Source organism: Propionicimonas sp. T2.31MG-18, assembly GCF_964266745.1.
Classification (GTDB): Bacteria; Actinomycetota; Actinomycetes; order Propionibacteriales; family Propionibacteriaceae; genus Propionicimonas.
In genome coordinates this window covers 177,900-200,493 of record NZ_CAXWGX010000001.1, presented here as the reverse complement: position 1 = coordinate 200,493, position 22,594 = coordinate 177,900, and the positions used below count along the sequence as shown (strand labels likewise).

Annotated in this window: 25 protein-coding genes; 17 read left to right on the top strand and 8 right to left on the bottom strand. The window is 71.1% G+C overall.

The genetic code is table 11. The features are described from left to right. Positions 1 to 4 precede the first annotated feature (4 nt). On the top strand, positions 5 to 445 hold the full coding sequence (gene aroQ / locus ACFQQJ_RS00925; RefSeq protein WP_377103179.1) for a type II 3-dehydroquinate dehydratase: 441 nt from the start codon (positions 5 to 7) through the stop codon (positions 443 to 445). A gap of 1 nt (position 446) precedes the next feature. Continuing rightward, positions 447 to 1,088 carry an MBL fold metallo-hydrolase gene (locus ACFQQJ_RS00920; protein WP_377103178.1) on the top strand — a complete coding sequence of 214 codons (642 nt, stop codon included), beginning with the start codon at positions 447 to 449 and terminating at the stop codon, positions 1,086 to 1,088. A gap of 45 nt (positions 1,089 to 1,133) precedes the next feature. Here ACFQQJ_RS00920 and pknB read toward each other — a convergent pair whose 3' ends face one another. After that, entirely contained in the window at positions 1,134 to 3,140 is a 2,007-nt protein-coding gene (gene pknB, locus ACFQQJ_RS00915) for a Stk1 family PASTA domain-containing Ser/Thr kinase (RefSeq protein WP_377103177.1), read from the bottom strand. 118 nt (positions 3,141 to 3,258) lie between these two features. Between pknB and ACFQQJ_RS00910 the strand changes: the two genes are divergently transcribed. Continuing rightward, positions 3,259 to 3,966 (top strand): thiamine phosphate synthase, encoded by a 708-nt coding sequence (locus tag ACFQQJ_RS00910; RefSeq protein WP_377103176.1) that lies wholly within the window; start codon positions 3,259 to 3,261, stop codon positions 3,964 to 3,966. Between the two features lie 233 nt (positions 3,967 to 4,199). Here the strand turns inward: ACFQQJ_RS00910 and ACFQQJ_RS00905 are convergent, their stop codons facing one another. Continuing rightward, positions 4,200 to 5,585 (bottom strand): DUF222 domain-containing protein, encoded by a 1,386-nt coding sequence (locus ACFQQJ_RS00905; RefSeq protein ID WP_377103175.1) that lies wholly within the window; start codon positions 5,583 to 5,585, stop codon positions 4,200 to 4,202. Between the two features lie 350 nt (positions 5,586 to 5,935). Here ACFQQJ_RS00905 and ACFQQJ_RS00900 point away from each other — a divergent pair, with 350 nt between their 5' ends. After that, a complete protein-coding gene (locus ACFQQJ_RS00900; protein ID WP_377103174.1) occupies positions 5,936 to 6,430 on the top strand; it encodes a hypothetical protein in 495 nt (164 codons plus the stop codon). A 254-nt stretch (positions 6,431 to 6,684) separates the two neighbouring features. Then, positions 6,685 to 7,227, top strand: a complete 543-nt coding sequence (locus ACFQQJ_RS00895; protein ID WP_377103173.1) for a hypothetical protein — start codon at positions 6,685 to 6,687, stop codon at positions 7,225 to 7,227. Positions 7,228 to 7,298: 71 nt separating this feature from the next. On the opposite strand, the gene ACFQQJ_RS00890 is transcribed toward ACFQQJ_RS00895, so the two are convergent. Next, entirely contained in the window at positions 7,299 to 8,396 is a 1,098-nt protein-coding gene (locus ACFQQJ_RS00890) for a polyprenyl synthetase family protein (RefSeq protein WP_377103172.1), read from the bottom strand. A gap of 51 nt (positions 8,397 to 8,447) precedes the next feature. On the opposite strand from ACFQQJ_RS00890, the gene metF reads away from it, so the two are divergent. Beyond that, positions 8,448 to 9,374, top strand: a complete 927-nt coding sequence (metF, locus tag ACFQQJ_RS00885) for a methylenetetrahydrofolate reductase [NAD(P)H] (protein ID WP_377103171.1) — start codon at positions 8,448 to 8,450, stop codon at positions 9,372 to 9,374. Here the strand turns inward: metF and ACFQQJ_RS00880 are convergent. Both ACFQQJ_RS00880 and ACFQQJ_RS00875 read right to left on the bottom strand, forming a co-directional pair. Next, positions 9,298 to 11,487 (bottom strand): HelD family protein, encoded by a 2,190-nt coding sequence (locus ACFQQJ_RS00880; RefSeq protein ID WP_377103170.1) that lies wholly within the window; start codon positions 11,485 to 11,487, stop codon positions 9,298 to 9,300. The two genes, metF and ACFQQJ_RS00880, sit on opposite strands and share 77 nt — an antisense overlap. Before the next feature lie 70 nt (positions 11,488 to 11,557). Then, a complete protein-coding gene (locus ACFQQJ_RS00875; RefSeq protein WP_377103169.1) occupies positions 11,558 to 12,457 on the bottom strand; it encodes an NADP-dependent oxidoreductase in 900 nt (299 codons plus the stop codon). A gap of 158 nt (positions 12,458 to 12,615) precedes the next feature. Between ACFQQJ_RS00875 and infA the strand changes: the two genes are divergently transcribed. The 7 genes from infA to rplQ all read left to right on the top strand — a co-directional run bounded on the left by infA (position 12,616) and on the right by rplQ (position 16,466). Beyond that, positions 12,616 to 12,837: a translation initiation factor IF-1 gene (gene infA / locus ACFQQJ_RS00870; RefSeq protein WP_083851572.1), complete on the top strand. Its 222-nt coding sequence runs from the start codon at positions 12,616 to 12,618 to the stop codon at positions 12,835 to 12,837. A gap of 77 nt (positions 12,838 to 12,914) precedes the next feature. Beyond that, complete coding sequence (gene rpmJ, locus ACFQQJ_RS00865; RefSeq protein ID WP_002514836.1) at positions 12,915 to 13,028, top strand: 50S ribosomal protein L36; 114 nt, start codon at positions 12,915 to 12,917, stop codon at positions 13,026 to 13,028. Between the two features lie 225 nt (positions 13,029 to 13,253). Then, positions 13,254 to 13,628, top strand: a complete 375-nt coding sequence (gene rpsM, locus ACFQQJ_RS00860) for a 30S ribosomal protein S13 (protein WP_377103168.1) — start codon at positions 13,254 to 13,256, stop codon at positions 13,626 to 13,628. 35 nt (positions 13,629 to 13,663) lie between these two features. Further along, positions 13,664 to 14,083 (top strand): 30S ribosomal protein S11, encoded by a 420-nt coding sequence (rpsK, locus tag ACFQQJ_RS00855; RefSeq protein WP_377103167.1) that lies wholly within the window; start codon positions 13,664 to 13,666, stop codon positions 14,081 to 14,083. A gap of 25 nt (positions 14,084 to 14,108) precedes the next feature. Then, positions 14,109 to 14,714 carry a 30S ribosomal protein S4 gene (gene rpsD, locus ACFQQJ_RS00850; RefSeq protein ID WP_377103166.1) on the top strand — a complete coding sequence of 202 codons (606 nt, stop codon included), beginning with the start codon at positions 14,109 to 14,111 and terminating at the stop codon, positions 14,712 to 14,714. A gap of 128 nt (positions 14,715 to 14,842) precedes the next feature. Continuing rightward, positions 14,843 to 15,847: a DNA-directed RNA polymerase subunit alpha gene (locus ACFQQJ_RS00845; RefSeq protein WP_377103165.1), complete on the top strand. Its 1,005-nt coding sequence runs from the start codon at positions 14,843 to 14,845 to the stop codon at positions 15,845 to 15,847. Between the two features lie 28 nt (positions 15,848 to 15,875). Next, positions 15,876 to 16,466 carry a 50S ribosomal protein L17 gene (rplQ, locus tag ACFQQJ_RS00840; protein ID WP_377103164.1) on the top strand — a complete coding sequence of 197 codons (591 nt, stop codon included), beginning with the start codon at positions 15,876 to 15,878 and terminating at the stop codon, positions 16,464 to 16,466. 77 nt (positions 16,467 to 16,543) lie between these two features. Here rplQ and ACFQQJ_RS00835 read toward each other — a convergent pair whose 3' ends face one another. Further along, positions 16,544 to 17,467, bottom strand: a complete 924-nt coding sequence (locus ACFQQJ_RS00835; protein ID WP_377103163.1) for an oxidoreductase — start codon at positions 17,465 to 17,467, stop codon at positions 16,544 to 16,546. A 171-nt stretch (positions 17,468 to 17,638) separates the two neighbouring features. Here ACFQQJ_RS00835 and ACFQQJ_RS00830 point away from each other — a divergent pair, with 171 nt between their 5' ends. Genes ACFQQJ_RS00830 through ACFQQJ_RS00815 form a run of 4 tightly spaced genes read left to right on the top strand, consistent with a single transcriptional unit; the run spans position 17,639 to position 20,577 of the window. Continuing rightward, entirely contained in the window at positions 17,639 to 18,052 is a 414-nt protein-coding gene (locus tag ACFQQJ_RS00830; RefSeq protein WP_377103162.1) for a hypothetical protein, read from the top strand. 58 nt (positions 18,053 to 18,110) lie between these two features. Beyond that, positions 18,111 to 18,539 carry a hypothetical protein gene (locus tag ACFQQJ_RS00825; RefSeq protein WP_377103161.1) on the top strand — a complete coding sequence of 143 codons (429 nt, stop codon included), beginning with the start codon at positions 18,111 to 18,113 and terminating at the stop codon, positions 18,537 to 18,539. Further along, positions 18,539 to 19,957 (top strand): sensor histidine kinase, encoded by a 1,419-nt coding sequence (locus ACFQQJ_RS00820; protein WP_377103160.1) that lies wholly within the window; start codon positions 18,539 to 18,541, stop codon positions 19,955 to 19,957. The genes ACFQQJ_RS00825 and ACFQQJ_RS00820 overlap by 1 nt, the downstream gene beginning before the upstream one ends. Next, complete coding sequence (locus ACFQQJ_RS00815) at positions 19,954 to 20,577, top strand: response regulator (RefSeq protein ID WP_377103159.1); 624 nt, start codon at positions 19,954 to 19,956, stop codon at positions 20,575 to 20,577. The genes ACFQQJ_RS00820 and ACFQQJ_RS00815 overlap by 4 nt, the downstream gene beginning before the upstream one ends. A gap of 111 nt (positions 20,578 to 20,688) precedes the next feature. On the opposite strand, the gene ACFQQJ_RS00810 is transcribed toward ACFQQJ_RS00815, so the two are convergent. Next, the gene (locus tag ACFQQJ_RS00810; protein ID WP_377103158.1) at positions 20,689 to 21,810 is read right to left on the bottom strand and encodes a transglycosylase family protein; all 1,122 of its coding nucleotides are present in this window, start codon (positions 21,808 to 21,810) and stop codon (positions 20,689 to 20,691) included. Between the two features lie 117 nt (positions 21,811 to 21,927). Beyond that, on the bottom strand, positions 21,928 to 22,539 hold the full coding sequence (locus ACFQQJ_RS00805; protein WP_377103932.1) for a superoxide dismutase: 612 nt from the start codon (positions 22,537 to 22,539) through the stop codon (positions 21,928 to 21,930). Positions 22,540 to 22,594 lie beyond the last annotated feature (55 nt).

Below are 22,594 nucleotides of genomic sequence, written 5' to 3'. Positions count from 1 at the left end.
CCCCATGGACGTGCTGGTCATCAACGGGCCCAACCTCAACACGCTCGGCACTCGCGAGCCGGACATCTACGGGGCCACGACGCTGGCGGAGATCGAGGCCGGGCTGGTCGCCCAGGGGGCGGCAGAGGGACTCGAGGTCGACACCTTCCAGAGCAACCATGAGGGCGCCATCGTCGACCGTCTGCACGCGGCGAGGGCCGAGGGCACCCGCTTCGTGATCATCAACCCGGGCGCGTTCACGCACACGTCGGTGGCGATCCGGGACGCGTTCGCCGCGGTCGCGATCCCGTTCTGCGAGGTGCACATCTCGAACGTGCACGCGCGCGAGGAGTTCCGGCGGCACTCCTACCTCTCCGACATCGCCGTCGGCGTGCTGACCGGGTTCGGCGCGACGGGGTACACGATGGCCATGCACTACGTGATCGAACGACTGAAGGGCGAGTGAGATGAGGATCACACACCTGGGGCACGCCGCCGTCCTTGTCGAGACGCCGGGCATGCGCGTCCTGGTCGACCCGGGCAACCTCTCCGACGACTGGCACGGACTGACCGACCTCGACGCGATCCTCATCACCCACCTGCACCCCGACCACGTCGACCCCGCGCAGGCCCCGGCGCTGGTGGCGGCCAACCCGCAGGCCCGCGTCCTCGTCGAGCCGGGGGTGCTGGACGCCGTCGACCTGGGGCGCGGGGAGGCGATCACGGCCGACACCCGGGTGGAACTGGGCGGGCTGAGCGTGGCGGCCGTGGGCGGGCTGCACGCCGTGATCCACCGCGACATCCCGCGGATCGGCAACGTCGGCCTGGTGTTCAGCGCCGAGGGCGAGCCCACGTTCTTCCATCCCGGCGACGCGCTGGCCGCGGTCCCGTCCGGGGTGGACGTGTTGGCCGTCCCCGCCTACGGGCCGTGGGCAGCGATGAAGGAGACCGTCGACTTCGCCCGCGAGGTGGGGGCGTCGCAGGGCTTCCTGATCCACGACGGCCTGCTCAACGAGCGCGGCCTGTCGCTGGTGTTCAACCGGGTGCGGGACATGACGCCGTGCGCGCTCACCGACCTGCGCGGCAAGGGCGCCTGGACGCCCGCCTGAGCCGGCCGCCCGTGTTCGGTGCCGGCTCTCCGGCCGGTCGGCCGGTCAGCTGATGTAGATGGTGACCGTCGAGCCCTTGGGGGCGAGGTTGCCCTCGCCGGGGTCGCTGTAGGCGACGCGGTTGAACAGGCCGCCGGCGTCGATGACCTTCACCTTGAAGCCGGCGTCCTTGAGGGTCTTGGTCGCCTGCGACTGGGTCATCAGCCGGGTGTTGGGCACCTCGATCATCTCCGGTCCCTTGGAGACGGTGAAGGTGATCGTCTTGCCGCGGGCCAGGCTGCCGCTCTTGGGGTCGGAGGAGATGACGTTGCCGGCGGCGATGGTGGGATGGAACTTGTCCTCGGCTCGCTGGACGACGAGGCCGGCGTTGGTGAAGTAGGCCTCGGCGTCGGCGAACGGCTTGTTCACGTAGCTGACGATCTTCACGGGGGCGGGGCCCTTGGACACGTTCAGGTCGACGACCGTCCCCGGTTTGACCAGCTTGCCGGCCTCGATGGAGCCGCTGACGACGGTGCCGACGGCGATCGACTCGTCATAGACCTCGACCTGCTTGCCCACCTCCAGGTGGGCGTCCTGGAGGGCCTGGGCCGCGTCCTCGGGGGAGCGTCCGGCCAGGGACGGGACGGCGTACCGCTCGGGGCCCTTGGAGAGGAAGGCGGTGACGGTCCCGCCGCGGAGAACCCGGTCGCCGGCCGCGGGATCGGTGCGGGTGATCTGGTCGACCGGCACGTTCTCGCTGAACTCGTGGTCCCAGTTGATCAGGAGGCCGTTCTTGGCGGCCAGCTTGATGGCCTGGTCCTGGGTCAGGTTGTCGAAGTCGGGGGTGGTCGTGAAGCGTCCGGCGAGCAGGTACCAGGCGCCCACGCCGAGGACGGCCGTGACCAGCAGGACCATCACCAGCGAGAACGCGCCGCGGCGGCGACGCTTCGCCTGGCGCTGCTGGAGGGGAACTGCGGCCGGGCTGGGTACGGGTAGCGGGGGAGGAGCGTCGTAGTACGGCATGCCGTCGGCGGCGCCGGGGTGGTTCGGGCTGATCGGCGTGGACGGGGTGAAGCGGAGGGTCGCCGTCCGCTGCACCTCGGGGACCGGGGAGACCAGCGAGGGGACCTGCTCGGTCACCTGGCTGGCGAGGTCGACGCTGGTCTCGCGCATCCGCGCGGTGAGGAGCGGGTCGTCCATCACGCCCAGCCCGATCGCCTCGCGGGCCTGTCGCAGGTGGTCGAGCAGCACCTTCGCGTCGCCGGGGCGGTCGGCCGGCTGGCGCGCAGCAGCGGCGAGCACGAGCGCGTCCAGGTAGGGCGGGACGGCGGCGCGGGTGTCGCGCCACTGGGCGGGCGCGCTGAGGGACGGCGCGGTGATCTCGTTGTGCACGTGGCTGTAGGCCACCTGGATGGGGGTGTCGCCGGTGTGCGGCTTCTTGCCGGTGAGCATCTCGAACAGCAGCACGCCGAGGGCGTAGACGTCGCAGCGGGTGTCGGCGTGGCCGTGGGTGACGAGCTCGGGGGCGATGTAGGAAACGGTGCCGATGAGCATGCCCTGGGCCGTCGCGGTGTGCGCGGTGACCGCGCGGGCCAGCCCGAAGTCGGCGACCTTGATCTGGCCGCGACTGGAGATCAGGACGTTCTCGGGCTTGAGGTCGCGGTGGATGATGCCGCCCTCGTGGGCCGCGGCGACGGCGGCGGTCACCGGGATCAGCAGGTCGAGGGCACGCTGGGGCTCCATCGGGGCCTCGCGGCTGATCAGGCTGCGCAGGGTGGAACCCTCGACGTACTCCATGACCATGTAGGGGCGGCCGTCGTCGATGCCCTGGTCGAAGACGGAGACGACGTTGGGGTGCGAGAGGCGGGCGGCGGCGCGGGCCTCGCGGTCGAAGCGCGAGACGAAGTCCTGGTCGCTGCCGAGGTTGTCGTGCATGACCTTGACCGCGACGGTGCGCGTCAGCCGCCGGTCGGTGGCGAGGTAGACCGTCGCCATGCCGCCTCGGGCAAGCTTGCGGAGGATCTCGTACCGACCGTCCAGCACGTGCCCCAGGAGGGGGTCGGTGTTGCTCATGGTCGTCACGCTGGCTCCGGACAAGTCGGGGAAGTAGGCCGTCCAGACCTAGTGGCGATTGTAGGAGTGCGCCGCAAGTTCGTCGCTCTCAACGCGCCGTCGGCCGTAGTCTGGTCCAATGACCGCGCTTCTCGGCCTTTCCACCCGCCTGGGGCTGGCCCGCCTGCTGCTGATCACCGGCGCCCGGGCCGACGAGGGCGACCTGTCGGAGTTCGTCGACGCCTGCTTCTCCGGCGGGGTGGACCTCATCCAGCTGCGTGACCCCAGTGCCGACCAGGATCGCCTGCTCGAGGCGCTCAGGACGATGAGGCGCGCGTCGTACCGGTACCAGGGGCTGGTGAGCGCGTACAAGTCGGTGGAGCTCGCCGAGGAGTTCGAGGCCGACCTGCTGCACCTTCCCGAGCGGGGGGAGTCGCCGTCCGCCGCGCGTGGGCACCTGCACCGCTGGGCGCTGATCGGCCGCTCCTGCCACACCAACGAGCAGGTGGACGCCGCGCTGGCCGACCCCGAGGTGAACTACCTGACGGTCGGCCCGGTCTTCGGCGGGCTCACCCCCGATGCCGGCCTCGAACTCGTGCGCTACGCCACGCGCGTGGCTCCTCCCGGCGACCCGGGCTCCAAGCCGTGGTTCGCCGTCGGCGGCATCACCGCGGCGACCCTCGACCGCGTGCTCGACGCCGGTGCCAAGCGCATCGCGGTGTCCCGGGCGATCACCGCCGCCGCCGACCCCGAGGCGGCCGCGATCGCGCTCAAGGACCGCGTGCGGCAGGCCTGGAACGCCGATCCCGCGATGCAGAGCCTGACCTTCCAGGTCTTCCGCCACTGAGGTGAGGCGGGTCGCCCGGCTCGCGTGACCCTGGCCTGCTCCGCTCGCCCAGAGCGGGCGCTGTTCGGAACCCGTTCCGGCAGGCGGCATTTCGTCGCGTGCCCTGGCCCAGCTCGGGGCCGAGTCGCCGTCTGCGTCTCGCTCGCCGCCAAGCCCGACCTCCGCCGTTCCCGGAGGCCCCCGCGAACGACTCGCTCGCGACCGGGCACAGGTTCTGGGTGGCCACAAGCGCGCTACGACTCGTCCTTCTCCCCATGGGTATCGCGCACACAGGTCTCCCTCCTCACGGCGCTCAGGAACCGGGTGTGCCGGCGTGGTCTCCGGCGAGGATCGACGCGCAGCGGCGGCAGCACCTCGGGCACGCCATCCGCGCCGAGGCGCGCCTGCCAGCGGTCCGCGGTGGGGTCGTGGCCCGGCTCGACGATGCCGTGGTGGTGCGCGCACACGAGCAGCAGGTTGTCCAGCGCCGTCCGTCCTCCCGCCCACCACGGAACGATGTGGTGGGCGTGACAGGCGCTGGGCGGCTTGTCGCAGCCGGGAAAGACGCAGCCGTCGTCCCTGACCTCGAGCGCCGCCCTGATCGGCGTTGTCACCAGCCGCTGGGCTCGTCCGACGTCGAGCACCTCGGACGGCCCCCCGAGCACCGCCGGGAGCACGTCGGCGTCGCACAGCCACTGCCGCAGCACCGACGCGGAGACGGGCTCGCGTCCGCCGATCGCGGTGCCGGCCAGGAGCCCACGGTCCCGCGCGGCGGTGGCGAGGGTGTCGTAGGACACCGTCACCACCACGCGCGGCCGGTCGCCCCCGTGCGAGGGGGCGAGCGACTGCTGGGAGTGCTGAGCGACCATCGCCAGCAGCGCATCAGCCCGCCACATCGCGGGGGTGAGGTGCTCGGCGGCCGGGTCGATGCGGTCCAGTCCGCGCCGGGCCGCAGCGGCGTACGCGTCGATGATGCGGATGAACGGCCCGGCCTCGGCTGACGGCAGGCTCCCGTGGAAGTGCACCGACCCGTGGTGGTCGTGGGTGAAGGTCAGGTGGCGCGAACGCATCGCGAGCCGGTGCTCCCGCTCCAGCCGGGCGGCGTCCCGCTGCTCGGCGCCCACCGGGTCGAGCACCTCCAGCAGCCGGTGTCCGAGACGGCCCAGTTCGGTGGCGTTGTGGCTCGCCGCGAACCCGAGCATGAGCTGCTCGGCCTCGTCGAGGGATCCGGGAGGCAGGTCCTCGGACAGCCCGCTCAGCACCCCGGTGATCGCCCCGGCCTGGCCCGGAAGGACGCTGCCGGCGGCCAGCGCCCGTCCCACGGCAGCGAAGCGTTGCAGTCCCTGGCCAGAGGCGACGAGCCGGGCGGCCTCGCGGCGGGTGAGGTTCGCCGCGTCCGCCAGCCACGTCGAGGTCGAGGTTCCGTGCTCGTGCCACGCGGCCTCCGTCGCCTCGGCGCGCGCCGCCAGACCGGACTGCCATGCCTCCAGCCGGGCACCGATCCCGAGCGACGCGCGAAGAAGCGTGAGCAGCTGTCGGTCGTCCGGAGCGGGCGCGCGGTCGGACAGCAGGACGTCGAGGGCACGCCCGATGACGGTGAGCAACTCACCGTCGGACAGGTGCTCGAACTCGGCTTCCATAACCCCACGCTAAGAGCCCGCACTGACAGTTCCTGCGCCCGCAAAGTGGTTATCCACAAGGGGTTTTGAATCAACGAAGTTATCCACATTCAGGCTCTGGGCCCTTGACATCAGCCGGCGCGGGAGCCATGCGAGCGGCCGTCGCTGGGCGGTTGTGGACAAGTGCACGACTTTCCAGGGATTGGTGTGGATAACCGCCTCGGGGCCTGTTTCGAGGGGGTGCGGCTGTGCCAGACTCCTGCCACCCCCAGGAGGTACCCATGCTGTCTTGGCCCGGGCGACTCGCAGTGACACTGTTCGCTGCCTGCCTTTTGGCGGGGTGCCAGCCGGCCGCGCCCCCTCCGACGCCGTTGCCCACCTACGCGTGCACGCCCGAGGCCGGAGGCGCGGAGTTCAGCTGCTCGCAGCAGCAGTACGACGAGATGGTGGCCAAGGACAAGCTCTACGCCGAGGCCGAGGCTGTCTATCGCCGGTTCCTCCAGGAGGATCTTCGAATTTCCCGCACGGGAGGCACAGAGTCGGCGACGTCCGTGCTGCTGGAGACCACCGCTGAAGCGTTTCTCAAGAAGGCTCTGGAGGGATACCGCCAGGACCGAGCGGAAGGGCTCTCAGCGCGCGGGGGAGATCGCGTGGTGAGGTCGATTGAGAGGCTTGCTGGAGTTTCCAAGGGAGGCTCACTTGTCGCGTTACGCGCATGCGTGGATGCCAGCTCGGTAACCGTATATAAGGCCGGCAAGTACGTGGGGAAGGGATTGGTCACGCGAGATGACCTCTACTTCAAGCGGATCGGCTCGGCATTGAAGGTAATTGGTGCGGATGGGAGTGAGGTCTCGTCATGCGGCTAGTCGTTGGACTCGCAGCGGCGATATGTCTGACGCTCGGAGGTGGGCCGACCGCAATCGCCAGCCCGGCCGACGGAACTGACGGAACGAGTGTCACCGACAACGGGACGGGTGGGTTCACGGGACAGGCTCGATGGACGGAACGCAAGAGCTCAAAGAAGGACGTGCACTCCCCGGGTGGGGAGTCACGCGGCAACTCCCCAGAACCCAAGCTCACCGCTGAACAGTGGCGCGCGTTCGTCGGAGCCTGCCGACGGATGAACCAGGCCTTCTCGTGCACCACGCCGACGGAGAGCACGAAGCCGTCGCGGGCGCAGCTGATGCTCGACCTGAGCGCGATGGCGCGCACGCTGATCGTGCGGCTGCAACTGCCCGACCCCACCCCGCGGTTCGGTCCTGACCCCGAGGCGAACGAGTGGAAGATGGCCGCGGTCGGCTACCCGCTGTGGCTGTGGACGGACGGCCCCCGCACGGTCACGAGCAGGGTGCGGGCGTACGGCATCACGTTCACGCTGCGTGCGACCTGGCTCTCGACCACCTTCGAGATGGGGGACGGCCACACCGTGACCTGCACGGCCACCCGCGCCTACCCCCGCACGGCCAGGCCCGGAACGGCCTCTCCGGACTGCGGCTACACCTACGAGAAGGCGTCACTGCCGAAGGGCAGCTACACGGTCACCGCGACCACCAACTGGCGGATCGGCTGGTCGGCGCTGGGCGCCTCGGGGAGCCTTCCCGGCAGCTACACCGCCACCCGGGCGCTGGCGGTCGGCGAGCTGAACGCCCTCGTGGTCCGCTGAGCAGGCAGACGAGCAGGGACGCTGAGCGGGAACCGGAGCCAGGGGCGCCACGCCATCGGCGAACGAACGCCTCACGCGTCGCGACGCGTCGCCAGGTCGACCAGGGCGTCCAGGCCACGAGACGCAAGGTCGCCCAGCCCGACCAGCGCGGCCCTCGCCTCTTCGGACGCCGACTCGATCTCCGCCTCTGCCGCCTCCCGCGCACCGGACGCGATGATCAGCGCCCGCGCCTCCGCGACCTCGGCGTCGCTGAGCTCCCTGCCGAGCAGCGTGTCCAGCCGCGTGGCGGCCTCCTTGCCGCTGCCGGCCATGGCATTGGCGATGAGCACGGTCAGCTTGCCCTCGCGCAGGTCGTCCCCGGCCGGCTTGCCGGTGACCGCCTCGTCGCCGAACACGCCGAGCACGTCGTCGCGGTACTGGAACGCCCTGCCGAGCGGTGAGCCGTACCGCTCCAGCCGGTCGAGCAGGACTGCGTCCGCGCCGCCCAGCGCCGCCCCGATCTGCAGCGGACGGATCACCGTGTACCGCGCGGTCTTGTATTCCACCACCCGCCGCACCTGCGCGACGACGGACGCGGGGTCGGTGCGCGCGTCCAGCGGCGACCGCGTCTGCGCGGTGATGTCCAGGTACTGCCCGCCCGTCACCTCCGCACGCATGGACGCCAGCAGCGGCTGCGCCGCGGCCAGCGCGCCCGACGGCGCTCCACACTGGTTGAACAGCTCCACCGACCACATCAGCAGCAGGTCGCCGAGCAGGATCGCCCCGGCCCGGCCGAACTCCTCCGAGCCGCCCCTGCCGCCGGCCGCGGCGTGCCGCGCGGCGAGCTGAACGTGCGCCGCCGGCAGGCCCCGGCGGGTGCGGGAGCCGTCCATGACGTCGTCGTGCACCAGCGCGCTCACGTGCAGGAGGTCGAGGCTCGCTGCGGCGCGCACCACCCAGTCCGGCACCCGGCTGTCGCCGGTCGCGGCCAGGTAGCCCCAGCAGCAGAACGCCGGACGCAGCCGCTTGCCGCCGTCGGTGAACACCGTGGCCAGCCGGACCAGGTCGTCCACCTCGGGCCCCAGCGTGCCGAGCGCCCGTCCGCGCGAGTCGAGGAAGGCGGCCAGCTCGTCGCCGACGGCGGCGCGCAGCGGGTCCGACAGCGGGTCGGCGGCGTCCAGGGTGACCACGGTCTGAGCCTAGACTGCCCCACGCGCAGGCGCTCGCCTACCCTTGCCCCCATGCCCGGACCCGAACCGACCATCGCCGACGTGCTCGCCGCAGGCGACCACGCCACGATGTCGTTCGAGTTCTTCCCTCCCAGGGACGACGCCGGCCAGGCGCAGCTCCTCGACGCGATCGGCGGACTCGACCCGCTCCACCCCGACTTCGTCTCCGTCACCTACGGCGCCTCCGGCTCCACCCGGGCCCGCACCATCGACGCCACCCGCCTGATCCGGCAGCGCACCTCCGCCATCACCATGGGCCACCTCACCTGCGTCAGCCAGTCGGTCGCCGACCTCCGCGGCGCACTGGACGCCTATGCCGAGGCCGGCGTCCGGCACATCCTCGCGGTCCGTGGCGACCCGCCCGGCGGCCCCTCGGCTCCCTGGGAGCGGCACCCGAACGGGCTCGACCACGCCACCGACCTCGTCCGGCTGGTGAAGGCCAGCGGCGACTTCTGCGTGGGCGTGGCCGCCTTCCCCGACGGGCACCCCGAGCACTTCGACCTCGACCTCGACGCCCGGATCCTCGCGGAGAAGGAGCAGGCCGGCGCCGAGTTCGCGATCACCCAGCTCTTCTTCGATGCCGACGCCTACTTCCGCCTCGTCGAGCGGGTGCGGGCCCTGGGCTGCGCGCTGCCGGTCATCGCCGGCATCATGCCCGTCACCAACGTGCGCCAGATCGAGCGCATGGCCACCTTCTCGGGTGCCGACCTGCCCCGCGTCGTCGTCGACCGGCTGCACGCCGTCGCCGACGACCCCGCAGCGGTGCGTCAGGTGGGGGTCGACATCGCGGTGGAACTGTGCGACCGGCTGCTCGCCGGCGGGGCGCCGGGCCTGCAGTTCTTCACCCAGAACCGCTCGCGGGCTACCGCAGAGATTCTCGCCAGGCTCCGGGAGATCGACCCACATCGATCGTCACCAGCCGCTGCGTCGGCCGGGTGAGCGCGACGTAGAGGACGCGGACGCCGCCCGGCGACTCCGCGACGATCTCGTCCGGACCGACCACCACGACCGCGTCGTACTCCAGCCCCTTGGCGTTCAGCGGGGTGAGGAACGTGATCCGTCCCGCCTCGCCGGGCACGGACGGCAGCTCGGCACCGGCCAGCGCGTCGAGCCGTGACGGCGCGGCGATCACGCCGATCGTCCCCTCGACGCGTCCGGCCAGATCGGCCAGCACCCGGTCGAGTTCGGCGACCAGCGCCTCCTCCGGCACGGCGAGCAGTGCGGGATCCACGCCGGTGGAACGGACGGCCACCGGCAGGTCGGCGTCCGGGAAGGCCGGACGGACCACCTTCGCGGCCAGCTCGAACACCTCCGCGGGGCTGCGGTAGTTGGTGGAGAGCCGGTACCGGCGGTTCGGCGCGGAACCGATCAGGTCGGCCAGCGCGCGCTCGGACTCCGCCGGATCGGGCCAGCTGCTCTGCGCGGGGTCGCCGACGATCGTCCAGCTCGCCTGCGAGCCGCGCCGACGCAGCATCCGCCACTGCATGGGGCTGATGTCCTGCGCCTCGTCGACGAGCAGGTGCGTGAACGTGTCGTGCGGGTCCGCCTGGGGGTCGTGCTCGCGGACGGTGCGCAGCCGGTCCGCCGTCGTCACCACTTCGGTGATCTCCGTCCCGTCCGGCAGGAACAGCAACGGCTCGTCAGGCTCCTCGGAGTCGTCGATCGGCCCCAGCATGGAGACCAGCTCGTCGAGGAGCGCCACGTCCGCCACCGACCAGTCGGCGAACGCGAAGGACGCCGCGAGGGCGCCCTGCTCGGTCCCGTCGAGGATGCCCTCGCCCACGCGCGCCACCACCTGCGGCGATGCCAGCCGGCGCAGCACGTCGGTCGCGGTCAGGTCGGGCCACCACGCCTGGAGGAACATCCGGTAGAGCGCGGAGTCCTTCACCAGTTCGGTCATGGTGGGCAGGTCGAGCTCGAGGTCGCCCGGCAGCCGCTCGTACAGCGCGGCCATCACCGCGGTCTCCGCCGCGGGGCGCCCGGCGTTCGCCCGGGTGCGGGTGAGCACGTCGCGGCGGATCCGGCCGAGCGTGGCGGCGTCGAGCGTCAGCGCCTCGCCCTTCACCGTCACCCGGAGCGGCGGCTGGTCCGCGCCCGGGTCGAGCAGTGGCAGGTTCACCAGGCGCTTCAGCAGCGGCACCATCCGCAGGCTGCCCTTGATCGCGGCGGCCTCGGCGGCGTCGTTGCGGGACGCGCTGAACCCGAGCGTGTCGACCGCCACCCCGCCGATCGGACGCAGCGTCACCGAGTCCTCGCCGAGGGACGGCAGCACGCGCTCGATGTAGTCCATGAACAGCCCGCTCGGGCCGACCACGAGGATCCCGCCGCGCTCGAACCGGCGCCGGTTCGAGTACAGCAGGTAGGCCGCCCGATGCAGTGCGACCACGGTCTTGCCTGTGCCCGGGCCGCCGGAGATGACCGTGACGCCCGCGTGCTCGGCGCGGATCGCCTCGTCCTGCTCGGCCTGGATCGTCGCGACGATGTCCCGCATGCGCGGGCCGCGGGCACGCTTCAGGGCGGCCATCAGGGCGCCCTCGCCGATGATCACCAGGTCGTCGCGGCCGTGGTTGCTGTCGAGCAGGTCGTCCTCGATGCCGACGACGATGTCGTTGCGGCAGCGCAGCACCCGCCGGCGCACCACGCCCATCGGATCGGTGGCGGTGGCGCGGTAGAACGGCTCCGCTGCGCGCGCCCGCCAGTCGATCACCAGCGGCTCGTAGTCGGCGTCGCGGACGCCGATCCGACCGATGTAGCGGGTCTCGCCGTCGGTGTGGTCGAGGCGGCCGAACACGAGTCCCTCGTGCTCTGCGTCGAGGATGGCGAGCCGGCGTGCGGCCTGGAAAGCGAACGCGTCGCGCTCGAACAGGGCGGTGCCGTCCTCCTCGCGAACCCAGGTCTCACGGTCGGACCGGTACAGGTCCTGGCCCTGGGATGCCACCTTGCGGGCCGAGCGGGTGGCCTCCTCGAGGTGCTCGTAGACGAGGTCTACGTGCGCCTGCTCGATGGCCAGCTCCCTCGCGAGGTCGCTCGGGGGTGACGAGGGTGAATCCACGTGGTGTCCTTCTGCAAAGGTGCGCGACGGACAAGTCTACGCCGCACTCCCGCGGCGCAGCAGGGAACGCTCAACTCACGGTCAGCACGATCTTCCCGCCGGAACTGCGCGCCTCGCTCAGGGTGTGGGCCTCCGCGGCCTGCTCCAGCGGGAGCGTGCGGACGACCCGCACCCGCAGGCGTCCGGACGCGGCCAGGCCGGCCACGGTGGCCAGGGCCGCGGACGCGTCGCCCCCGCCCCCGGTGACGTGGACGCCGCGCTCCGCCGCGGTGTAGTTGGCGATGGTGACGACCTTCGCCGGCGATCCCGCGATCGCGATGAGGTCGTCCAGCTGGCTGCCGGCCGTGTCGAGGACGCCGTCGACGCCGTCCGGGGCGAGTGCGCGCACGCGCTCCACCAACCCCTCGCCGTAGGCCACCGGCTCGGCGCCCAGTTCCCGGAGCCAGTCGTGGTTGTGCGTGCTCGCCGTCCCGATCACCCGCAGCCCGTTCGCGACGGCGATCTGCACGGCCGCCTGGCCGACACCGCCCGCCGCCCCGTGCACGAGCACCGTCGCGCCCGGAGCCGGGCGCAGCACGTCGAGCATCCGGATCGTCGTCTCGCCCGCCACCGACAGGGCCGCAGCGTCGGTGAAGCCGAGGCCGGCCGGCAGCGGTGCCCAGGCGCGGAGGACCGCCTGCTCGGCGTAGGTCGCCCTGCCGAGGCCGAACACCTCGTCGCCGACGGCGACCCCCTCGACGCCCTCGCCGACCGCGTCCACGACGCCGGCGGCCTCCAGGCCCGGCACCACCGGTGCCTCGAGTGCCGCGCCGCGGGACATCATCCCCGAGCGCTGCTTGTAGTCGAAGGGGTTCACCCCGGCCGCCCGCACCCGGATCCGCACCCGTCCGGGTGCCGGGGTGGGTTCGGCCACCTCCGCGGTGTGCAGGACGTCTGGGGGACCGTAGCTGTCGAAGACCACTGCTCGCATGACAGCAGGTAACGTGGAGGCATCCCGCCGGCATTCCCGGCAACAGTGTGGTCGCCGGCCCCGATTTGGGGCCGCTTGGGCTTGTGAAGTAGTCTTGACCCTTGCATGACCTGTGCCTGCACAGGCGTGCGTCCACACACACTCAACGATTGGGAGTAATGGCGAAGAAGGAAGGCGCCCTCGAACTGGAGGGAACCGTCGTCGAAGCCCTGCCCAACGCCATGTTCCGGGTGGAACTGGCCAACGGGCACAAGGTTCTCGCGACCATCAGCGGCAAGATGCGGCAGCACTACATCCGCATCATTCCGGCCGACCGGGTGGTCGTCGAACTGTCCCCCTACGACCTGAGCCGTGGACGCATCGTCTTCCGGCACCGGTAAGGCACGTCCGCAAGAATCCACCACCAGTCCGACCACGGGATATCCCTGCGCTCGGCGATGAGTCAGAAAGTTGCTCGATGAAGGTTCAGCCGAGCGTCAAGAAGATCTGTGACAAGTGCAAGGTGATCCGCCGGCACGGTCGCGTGATGGTGATCTGCGACAACCCGCGCCACAAGCAGCGCCAGGGCTGAGCTCCGGCTCATCCAGGCCCCGCGAGCGCGGGACGCGGAACACCGGCCTGAGGGCCAGCGCACAACTGAATAACCACACAGAACGTGATAGCAACACCGGGGAGTGCCCCGGTGGCCACCCCCGGACGAAGGCCGGGGCCCATGCCAGGCGGCAAGGGGACGCATCACGCCAGACACCTTCGCGAGTCGGTCCGCCGGCTCGAACAGTTGAAAGGTAACCGCCTGATGGCACGTCTCATCGGGGTCGATCTGCCGCGCGAGAAGCGGCTCGAGATCGCCCTCACCTACATCTACGGCATCGGCCGTACCCGCGCCAAGGAGACCCTGGCCGCCACTGGCATCAGTGGCGACATCCGTGTCCACCAGCTCACCGACGATCAGCTGGTCGCCCTGCGCGACCACCTCGAGGCCAACTACGAGACCGAGGGTGACCTCCGTCGCTCGGTGGCCGCAGACATCCGTCGCAAGATCGAGATCGGCTCCTACCAGGGCCGTCGTCATCGCATGGGCCTGCCGGTCCGCGGTCAGCGCACCCGGACCAACGCCCGCACCCGCAAGGGCAAGAAGAAGGCTGTCGCCGGGAAGAAGAAGGCCCGCTGATAGCGGCCTAGGACAAGGATCCAGGAGTAACTGAATTGGCTACTGCAGGCCGCACCGCGAGCCAGAAGGCCGCCGCAAAGGGCAAGGTTCGCCGCAAGGAGAAGAAGAACGTCGTCGCCGGTCAGGCGCACATCAAGAGCACGTTCAACAACACGATCATCTCGATCACCGATCCCACGGGTGCCGTGATCTCATGGGCCTCTGCCGGCACCGTCGGCTTCAAGGGCTCCCGCAAGTCCACCCCGTTCGCCGCCCAGATGGCCGCTGAGGCCGCGGGCCGCCGCGCCATGGAGCACGGCATGAAGCGGGTGGACGTCTTCGTCAAGGGTCCCGGCTCCGGCCGCGAGACCGCGATCCGTTCGCTCGGCGCCGTCGGCCTGGAGATCGGTCCGATCTCCGACGTCACCCCGGTGCCGCACAACGGTTGCCGTCCGCCGAAGCGCCGTCGCGTCTAGTACCTGAGCCGAAGAGGAGAGAAACATGGCCCGTTACACCGGCCCCATCACGAAGAAGTCCCGCCGGCTCGGCACCGACCTGGTGGGCAACGACAAGGCCTTCGAGCACCGTCCGTACCCCCCGGGCATGCACGGTCGCGGCCGCACCAAGGAGTCGGAGTACCTGCTCCAGCTCCGCGAGAAGCAGAAGGCCCGCTACGCCTACGGCATCCTCGAGAAGCAGTTCCGCCGCTACTACGAAGAGGCCAACCGCCTCTCCGGCAAGACCGGTGACAACCTGCTGATCATCCTCGAGTCCCGCCTCGACAACGTCATCTACCGGGCCGGCCTCGCGTCCACCCGGCGTCAGGCCCGGCAGCTGGTCGTCCACGGTCACTTCCTGGTCAACGGCAAGAAGGTGAACGTGCCGAGCTACCGCGTCAGCGCGTACGACGTGATCGACATCAAGCCGAAGTCGCTCAACATGTACGTGTTCCAGGTGGCCCGCGAGACCTACAACGAGAAGGTCGTGCCCGGCTGGCTCACCGTCCGCCCCAACAAGGGCCGGGTCCTGGTGCACCAGCTGCCCGTCCGCGAGCAGATCACCATCGACGTCACCGAGCAGCTGATCGTCGAGCTCTACTCCAAGTGAGCCCAGGTTCTCCTCCTCGTCCCCCGCGGACGGGGAGGAGAACTGGCCTCGCCCCCCGTGCCGGGCAGGGCGTCCGGCACCACTGATCACCGTCAAATAGCGGGCGGTGGAGAGGAAGAAACCACTACATGCTCATCGCACAGCGTCCGATCCTTACCGAAGAGGTCGTCGACGAGTTCCGTTCCCGGTTCGTCATCGAGCCGCTGGAGCCGGGCTTCGGCTACACCCTCGGCAACTCGCTGCGTCGCACCCTGCTCTCGTCCATCCCGGGCGCGGCGGTCACCAGCATCAAGATCGAGGGCAACCAGCACGAGTTCTCCACGCTCCCGGGTGTGGTCGAGGACGTCACCGAGGTCATCCTGAACCTGAAGTCGCTGGTGCTCTCCAGCGAGGAGGACGAGCCGGTCGTCATGTACCTGCGCAAGTCGGGCGCCGGCGCGGTCACCGCTGCCGACATCGCGCCGCCGGCGGGCGTCGAGGTGCACAACCCCGACCTGCACATCGCCACCCTCAACGAGACCGGCAAGATCGAGATGGAGCTGGTCGTCGAGCGCGGCCGCGGCTACGTCTCCGCCGTCCAGAACAAGAACCCGGACTCCGAGATCGGCCGCATCCCGGTCGACTCGATCTACTCCCCGGTGCTCAAGGTGACCTACAAGGTCGAGGCCACCCGTGTCGAGCAGCGCACCGACTTCGACAAGCTGATCGTGGACGTGGAGACCAAGGCCTCCATCAAGCCGCGGGACGCGATGGCGTCCGCCGGCAAGACCCTGGTCGAGCTGTTCGGCCTGGCCCGCGAGCTCAACGTCGACGCCGAGGGCATCGAGATCGGCCCGTCGCCGGTGGACGAGCAGCTCGCCGCCGACCTCGCCCTTCCGGTCGAGGAGCTCAAGCTCACGATGCGCAGCTACAACTGCCTCAAGCGCGAGGGCATCCACACCGTCTCCGAGCTGGTCTCCCGCTCCGAGCAGGACCTGCTGGACATCCGGAACTTCGGCTCGAAGTCCATCGAGGAGGTCAAGCTTCGCCTGCACGAGATGGGCCTCTCGCTCAAGGACAGCTCCCCGGGCTTCGACCCGCTGAGCGCCCTCACCAACTACGACACGGACGTCGACTACGACGATTCGTACTGATCCACAGCCATACAGGAGATAGCGAACAATGCCCCAGCCGACCAAGGGCCCCCGTTTCGGGGGTAGCCCGGCCCACCAGCGGATCATCCTGGCCAACCTGGCCAGCCAGCTGTTCCAGCATGGCAAGATCACCACGACCGAGGCCAAGGCCAAGCGCGTCCAGCCGCTGGCCGACCGCCTGATCAGCAAGGCCAAGCGCGGCGACCTGCACAACCGCCGCATCGTGCTCCAGACGATCACGGACAAGGGCGTCGTGCACGTCCTGTTCACCGAGATCGCGCCGAAGCTCGCCGAGCGCGAGGGTGGCTACACCCGGATCACCAAGATCGGGCCGCGCAAGGGCGACAACGCCCCCATGGCCGTGATCGAGATCGTGACCGAGAGCGTCGAGGAGTCCCGCAAGGCCAAGGCCAAGGCGAGCGGCAAGAAGGCGGAGCCGGCCAAGGCCGAGACCGCCAAGAAGGCCCCCGCCAAGAAGGCCTCCGCCAAGAAGGCGAAGGACGAGGAGGCCGTCGAGGTCGTCGAGGCCCCCGCCGCCGAGGCTGAGGTCGAGGCTCCCGCCGCGGTCGACGCCGAGACCGAGGCTGCCGCCCAGGCCGACGAGGACGCGAAGGCCTGATCCCGCACGACACGAGAACCGCCCGCTCCCTGCCCGGGGGCGGGCGGTTCTCGTCGTAGGGGCCGGGTTCTCCCGGGTCAGGCCGTGACCCGCAGCGGGACGCCGGTCTCGCGCTCCGACACCTGCCACAGGATCGCGATCGCCCCGTCCGCGCCCGGACGGAACAGCGGCAGCCGCACGGGCGGGCCGGTGTTGATCCAGCGCGGCCCGTAGAGCTCCCCGCCGCGGGCCCAGGGATCGGTGGCCGCCCGGAGCTGGGGCAGCGCGCCGTCGGCCGGCGCCATGCCCGCGCGGGCGGTGACCCAGTGGGCCGCGCTGCCGGCGGCCCCGCCACCGCCCTCCCGGACGGTCCGGCTCTGCAGGTCGGTGTTCGTCAGCCCGGGATGGGCCATCAGGCTCTGGGCGGCCACGCCCACCCGCTCGAACTCGCGCTGGAGGCCGAGGGCGAAGTGGTAGTTGGCCAGCTTCGACTGCCCGTAGGCACGCCACGGCTCGTAGCGCCCGTGCAGGTGGGGGTTGCGCGGGTCGATCACGCGGCCCATGTGGTGCGCGGTGCTCGTCACCGACACCACGCGCGCGGCGGGCGCGGCCAGCAGCAGGGGCATCAGGTGCGCGGTCAGCGCCCAGTGTCCCAGGTGGTTCACGCCCAGCTGCATCTCGAAGCCGTCCGCCGTGCGGCGCTCCGGCATCGCCATCACCCCGGCGTTGTTGACCAGCAGGTCCACCGAGCCGGTGAGGGCGGCGATGCGGTCGGCGGCCTCCCGCACCGAGGCGAGGGACGCGAGGTCGAGCGGCACCAGGTCGAGGCGGGCCCCGGGCGTCGCGGCGCGGATGCGGTCCACGGCGGCCGCGGCCTTGTCCTGGTCGCGGATGGCCATCAGCACGTGGGCGCCCTTCGCGGCGAGCGCGTCCGCTGTCTCCAGGCCCAGCCCACCGTTGGCGCCGGTGACCACGGCCACCTTCCCCGACAGGTCCGGGATGTCAGCCCTGCTCCAGCCCACGACCGCTCTCCCTCCGCCGGCCGCGTCGCGCCGGACGAGCAGAACCTACCGGGCGCAGCCAAGCCGCGCGTGGTACTACGACCATCGCCCGATGGCGGGCTGGACCACGACGCCCGCAGCCTTGTGGTGTGGAACCGGGGCAGCCGGTCCGAAGATCCAGAAGGAGTCCTCATGAACATCACCCGACTCGCCGGAGCATTCGTCGCCAGCGCAGCCCTCGCCGTCCCGGCCGTCGCCCTGAGCGCCCCCGATGCCCACGCCCGCCACGGTGGCGCCTCCGCCGTCCGCGTCGCCGGCACCTGCACCGCCTCGACCCACGCGAAGCTGAAGGCCAAGGCCGACGACGGCCGCCTCGAGGTCGAGTTCGAGGTCGACGCCAACCGGAAGGGCCAGCGCTGGTCGGTCGCGATCACCGACAACGGCGAGAAGGTCTGGTCGGGCACCCGCGTCACCAAGGGGCGCAGCGGCTCGTTCTCGGTGGAGAAGAGGACCGCGAACCGCGCCGGCGTGGACGTGATCTCGGCCACGGCCACCAACGCGCGCAGCGGCGAGACCTGCACCGCGACCCTCACCTACAGCCGCTGACCCTCTGGAACGCGCGCCGCCTCCCCTGACACACTGACTCCCCGGAAGGACCACCCACATGATCCGCATCGCCCTCGCCATCGGCGCCACCGTCGCCGCGCTGGTGCCCGCCACCGTCGGCCTGGTCGGCAACGGGACCTTCTCGCAGAACGTCCCGGTGCGCATTCCCGGCACCGCCCAGGTGCTCCCGGCCGACGACTCCACCCCCGGCCGGTCGGCGTCCGCGTCGCCGGAGGCGGGGGACGACCACGGCGGCGACCGCCCCCGCGACAGCCGCACCGAGCCCGGCGACGACCGCGACTCCCGCTCCCCGTCGGCCTCCGCCGGCCACGACGCCGGCGACGACCACGGCGGCGACCGCTCCCGCACGGGCTCGGACGACCGCAGGGGCTCGGACGACCGCAGGGGGTCGGACGACTCCGGCCGGGGCTCCGACGACTCCGGGTCGGACGACCACGGCGGCTCCGGGCACGGTTCCGACGACTGATGAGCCCCGACTCCCCCACTGAGGTCCCGGTCACGGCCCCCGCCGCGGCCGGGACCTCGCCCGCCTGGATCCGGGTCTCCGGCGACGCCGGCGCCCCCGCGGACCTCGCCCCGCTGGACCTGCGGCGGCTCGTGCTGCGGCTGGTGCTCGGCGCCGTCGGCGTGCTCGCGGTGGTGGGGGTCGGCAGCGTCTTCGCCGCCAGCCAGCTCGCCGAGCGGGAGGCGGTCAACGACGCCGCGGGGATCGCGGACGTGCTGGCCGAGTCCGTCGTCCAGCCCGTTCTCACCGAGGAGCTCGCGCAGGGCGATCCCGCGGCGGTGGCCGCCTTCGACGCGATCGCCCGCACCCGGATCCTCAGCGACGACATCGTGCGCGTGAAGTTGTGGTCGCCGCAGGGACGGGTGGTCTACGCCGACGAGCCGCAGCTGATCGGGCAGACCTTTCCGCTGGAGGAGGAACAGCTGGACGCGCTCCGCAGCCCGAGCGTGCGCGCGGAGGTGTCCGAGCTCGACCGCAGCGAGAACGTCTTCGAGCAGTCCACCGACAAGCTCCTGGAGGTCTACCGTCCGGTGTGGACGCCGGCCGGCACCCAGATGCTGTTCGAGATCTACGCCGCCTACGACCCGGTGCGGGAGCGTGCCGCGGAGTTGTGGCGGGGCCTCACCGGGGTGATGCTCACCAGCCTGCTGCTGCTCTTCGTGCTCACCGTGCCGATCCTGTGGCGGGTGTTCACGCGGCTGCGCACCACCCAGCAGCAGCGCGAGGAACTCCTCGTCCGGGCCATGGACGCCTCCGCGGAGGAGCGCCGCCGCATCGCCGGCACCCTGCACGACGGCCCGGTCCAGGACCTGGTCGGCACGTCCTTCACCGTGGCGGGCGCGGAGGCGCGGGCGGAGGCCCTCGGCGACGCGGCCCTGGCCGACGACCTCCGCCGCTCCGCAGCAGCCGTGCGCAGCAGCATCGGCGGCCTGCGCTCCCTGCTCGTCGAGCTCTACCCCCAGGGGCTGCCGGCGGCCGGCCTCGCCGCCGCGCTGGCCGACCTGGCCGCGCAGGCGAGCTCCCGCGGGCTGCGGGTCACCCTCGACCTCGCCGACGGCGTCGCAGACGGCCTCGACTCCGACCGGCAGCGCCTGGTCCACCGCATCGCGCAGGAGTGCCTGCGCAACGCCGCCCGGCACGCCCCCACAGCCCACGTGGTGCTCGCCCTGCGCGCCGAGGGTTCCTCCACCGTGCTGGAGGTGAGCGACGACGGTCCGGGCTTCGACGCCGCCGCAGCCCTCGCCGAGCCCGCGGACGGGCACTTCGGCCTGCGCGTGCTCGGCGACGTCGCGGCGTCCGCAGGGGCACGGCTCGACCTCGCCGCTGCGCCCGGCCACGGCACCCACTGGCGCCTCACGATCCCGGGAGGGAAGGCATGACCACCGTCCTGCTCGTCGACGACCACGCGATGGTCCGCTCCGGGCTGTCCGCCCTGCTGGCGGCCACCGCCGACCTGACCGTGGTCGGCCAGGCCCGCGACGGCGCGGAGGCGGTCGAGCTGGCCGGGCGCGTGCGTCCCGACGTCGTGCTGATGGACCTCTCCATGCCCGTGATGGACGGCATCGAGGCCACCCGGCACATCGTCGCGGCGAACCCCGAGGCCAAGGTGGTGGTGCTGACCTCCTTCTCCGAGGCGGCCAAGGTCACCGAGGCCCTCGCCGCGGGCGCGATCGGCTACCTGCTCAAGGACGGCGAGCCGGACCAGTTGCTGGCCGGCGTTCGCGCGGCGGCCGAGGGTCACGCACCACTCGACCCGAAGGTCGCCCGGGTGCTGCTCCCGGCGGCGCGGCCCGCCCGGCCGGAGGAGTCGCTGTCGGCCCGCGAGCTCGAGGTGCTCCGGCTGGTGGCCAAGGGCCTGGCGAACAAGCAGATCGGACGCCGCCTCGGCATCACCGAGCGGACGGTGAAGTCCCACCTGGGACAGGTGTTCCGCCAGCTCGGCGTCCCCGACCGCACGAGCGCGGCCCTGTGGGCGCGCGACCACCTGCCCCCGCAGTAGGGGGCTCCCGGGCGGGGACGGGCAACGGCCCCGGAAACCAAGGGGGAGGAGGTTTCCGGGGCCGTCGGACCGGGGGAGGGTGCTGCGCTGACGCCGAGGGGGAGGGGGCCGTCAGGCGCAGGTCCAGGGTCTGGTTCCGGCCTTCGCGTAGTAGCGGTTGGCCACGGTGATCTGCTCGGCGCGGCTGGCCTGGTGCGGGTAGGCGGCGAAGTCGCGCCCGCCGTTGGAGTTCCACGACGCCAGGTTGAACTGGAGGCCGCCGTAGTAGCCGTTGCCGGTGTTGATGCTCCAGTTGCCGCCGGACTCGCAGCGCGCGATGCGGTCCCACATCGCCGCCCGGGCGAGGTTGATCCCGACGCCGTTGCTGGTGGTCTTCGTGCCGACCTCGAGCACCTGGGTGACGGGCTTGGTCAGCACCTTCTCGGTGAGCACGACCTTCTTCTCGACCTTGCCGTTCACCACGGTGATCTCGTAGGTGCGCCTGGCCTTGCCCGCCTTGCCGGCGGTCGTGACGCGGGACTCGCCCTTCCACAGGCTGGAGTTCTTCTTCTGCACGGTCTCGAACTTCACCGGCTCGGTCTTCGTCTTCGTGCTCACCGTGACCCGGTCGAGGGTGATGGTGGCGCCCTCGTCGATCGGGGTCCCCGCGACCGGATCGAGGCGGTCGGTGGCAGAAGTGGTCAGACCCTGCTCGAGGAGCAGGTCGCCGACCGTGGGGGCGGTGGTGGTGAGCTTCGTCTTCGTGCCGCCCACGCTCAGGACGATGTCCTTGGGGGTGGTCACCTGGACGGTCAGCCCGTCGCGCGGCAGCGGCGTGGCGAGCGGGACGGACATCCGTGCGCCGGCCAGGCCGGCGTTGTTGGAGCTGGCCATCAGCGAGACCGGCTCCGTCGACAGCGCGTTGGACAGCAGCGCCTCGTCGAGGGTGGCCGCCGTAGTCAGGAACGTGCGCGGGCTGCCGTCCACGTTCAGCGTGACCTGCTTGCTGTAGCGGACGGTGACCGTCGTGCCGCTGGTGACCGGGGCGGACGGCTCCGGGGTGACGATGTCGCGCTCGGTCAGCGCGATGCCTCTCGTCGCGAGCACGTCGGAGACGGTGAGGGCGAAGCCCGAGGCCTCCTGCACCTGTCCGTCGACGCTCAGCTGCACGCTCTTGTACAGGGCAGAGGCGGTGAAGGCGCCGCCGGCCAGCAGTGCTGCTGACAGCGCGGTCGCAGTGATCGCCTTGTTCAAGACGCAGTCCCCCGAAGGTCTAGGCGTGCAGTTCCTGAGAAGAGCCTGCCTGATCCTGAGAGTTAGGTCAAGTTTCTCTCAGAATTGACCGTCGGGGGACTGTCGGATCCCGGGGTCCTAGAGGACGACCGCCGCACGCGCCTTGGCGAGCCGGGCAGCCACGTCCGCCCAGTTGACGACGTTCCACCAGGCCTTCACGTAGTCGCCCTTGACGTTCTTGTACTGGAGGTAGAACGCGTGCTCCCACATGTCCAGCTGGAGCACCGGCAGCTGGCCGACCGGGACGCTGTTCTGCTGGTCGTAGAGCTGGTTGATGTTCAGGCGCGCGCCCAGCGGGTCCCACACCAGCAGCGCCCAGCCGGAGCCCTGCAGGGAGTTGGCGGCGGCCTCGAACTGGCCCTTGAAGCCGGCGAACGAGCCGAAGAACTCGTCGATGGCCGCGGCCACGTCGCCGTCGGGCTCACCGCCGCCGTCCGGCGACATGTTCTTCCAGAACACCGAGTGGTTGATGTGGCCACCGAGGTGGAAGGCGAGGTCCTTCTCGAGCTTGGGGATGTTGGCGAAGTCGCCCTTGTCGCGGGCCTCGGCCATCTTCTCCAGCGCGGTGTTGGCGCCGGCCACATAGGCGGCGTGGTGCTTGCTGTGGTGGAGCTCCATGATCTCCGGGGCGATGTGCGGGGCGAGTGCGCCGTAGTCGTAATCGAGATCGGGCAGCGTGTAGGCCATCAGGTTTCCCTTCGTTGCGTGACTGGCTATCACCTACCCCCAACCTGCCCCCTGCGGT

Coding starts and splice junctions, on each gene's coding strand:
- metF (WP_377103171.1), top strand. CDS start 8,448: ATGCCCGGACCCGAACCGACCATCGCCGACGTGCTCGCCGCAGGCGAC.
- ACFQQJ_RS00910 (WP_377103176.1), top strand. CDS start 3,259: ATGACCGCGCTTCTCGGCCTTTCCACCCGCCTGGGGCTGGCCCGCCTG.
- ACFQQJ_RS00875 (WP_377103169.1), bottom strand. CDS start 12,457: ATGCGAGCAGTGGTCTTCGACAGCTACGGTCCCCCAGACGTCCTGCAC.
- ACFQQJ_RS00830 (WP_377103162.1), top strand. CDS start 17,639: ATGAACATCACCCGACTCGCCGGAGCATTCGTCGCCAGCGCAGCCCTC.
- aroQ (WP_377103179.1), top strand. CDS start 5: ATGGACGTGCTGGTCATCAACGGGCCCAACCTCAACACGCTCGGCACT.
- ACFQQJ_RS00895 (WP_377103173.1), top strand. CDS start 6,685: ATGAACCAGGCCTTCTCGTGCACCACGCCGACGGAGAGCACGAAGCCG.
- pknB (WP_377103177.1), bottom strand. CDS start 3,140: ATGAGCAACACCGACCCCCTCCTGGGGCACGTGCTGGACGGTCGGTAC.
- infA (WP_083851572.1), top strand. CDS start 12,616: ATGGCGAAGAAGGAAGGCGCCCTCGAACTGGAGGGAACCGTCGTCGAA.
- ACFQQJ_RS00905 (WP_377103175.1), bottom strand. CDS start 5,585: ATGGAAGCCGAGTTCGAGCACCTGTCCGACGGTGAGTTGCTCACCGTC.
- ACFQQJ_RS00820 (WP_377103160.1), top strand. CDS start 18,539: ATGAGCCCCGACTCCCCCACTGAGGTCCCGGTCACGGCCCCCGCCGCG.
- ACFQQJ_RS00825 (WP_377103161.1), top strand. CDS start 18,111: ATGATCCGCATCGCCCTCGCCATCGGCGCCACCGTCGCCGCGCTGGTG.
- rpsD (WP_377103166.1), top strand. CDS start 14,109: ATGGCCCGTTACACCGGCCCCATCACGAAGAAGTCCCGCCGGCTCGGC.
- ACFQQJ_RS00920 (WP_377103178.1), top strand. CDS start 447: ATGAGGATCACACACCTGGGGCACGCCGCCGTCCTTGTCGAGACGCCG.
- rpmJ (WP_002514836.1), top strand. CDS start 12,915: ATGAAGGTTCAGCCGAGCGTCAAGAAGATCTGTGACAAGTGCAAGGTG.
- ACFQQJ_RS00845 (WP_377103165.1), top strand. CDS start 14,843: ATGCTCATCGCACAGCGTCCGATCCTTACCGAAGAGGTCGTCGACGAG.
- rplQ (WP_377103164.1), top strand. CDS start 15,876: ATGCCCCAGCCGACCAAGGGCCCCCGTTTCGGGGGTAGCCCGGCCCAC.
- ACFQQJ_RS00815 (WP_377103159.1), top strand. CDS start 19,954: ATGACCACCGTCCTGCTCGTCGACGACCACGCGATGGTCCGCTCCGGG.
- rpsM (WP_377103168.1), top strand. CDS start 13,254: ATGGCACGTCTCATCGGGGTCGATCTGCCGCGCGAGAAGCGGCTCGAG.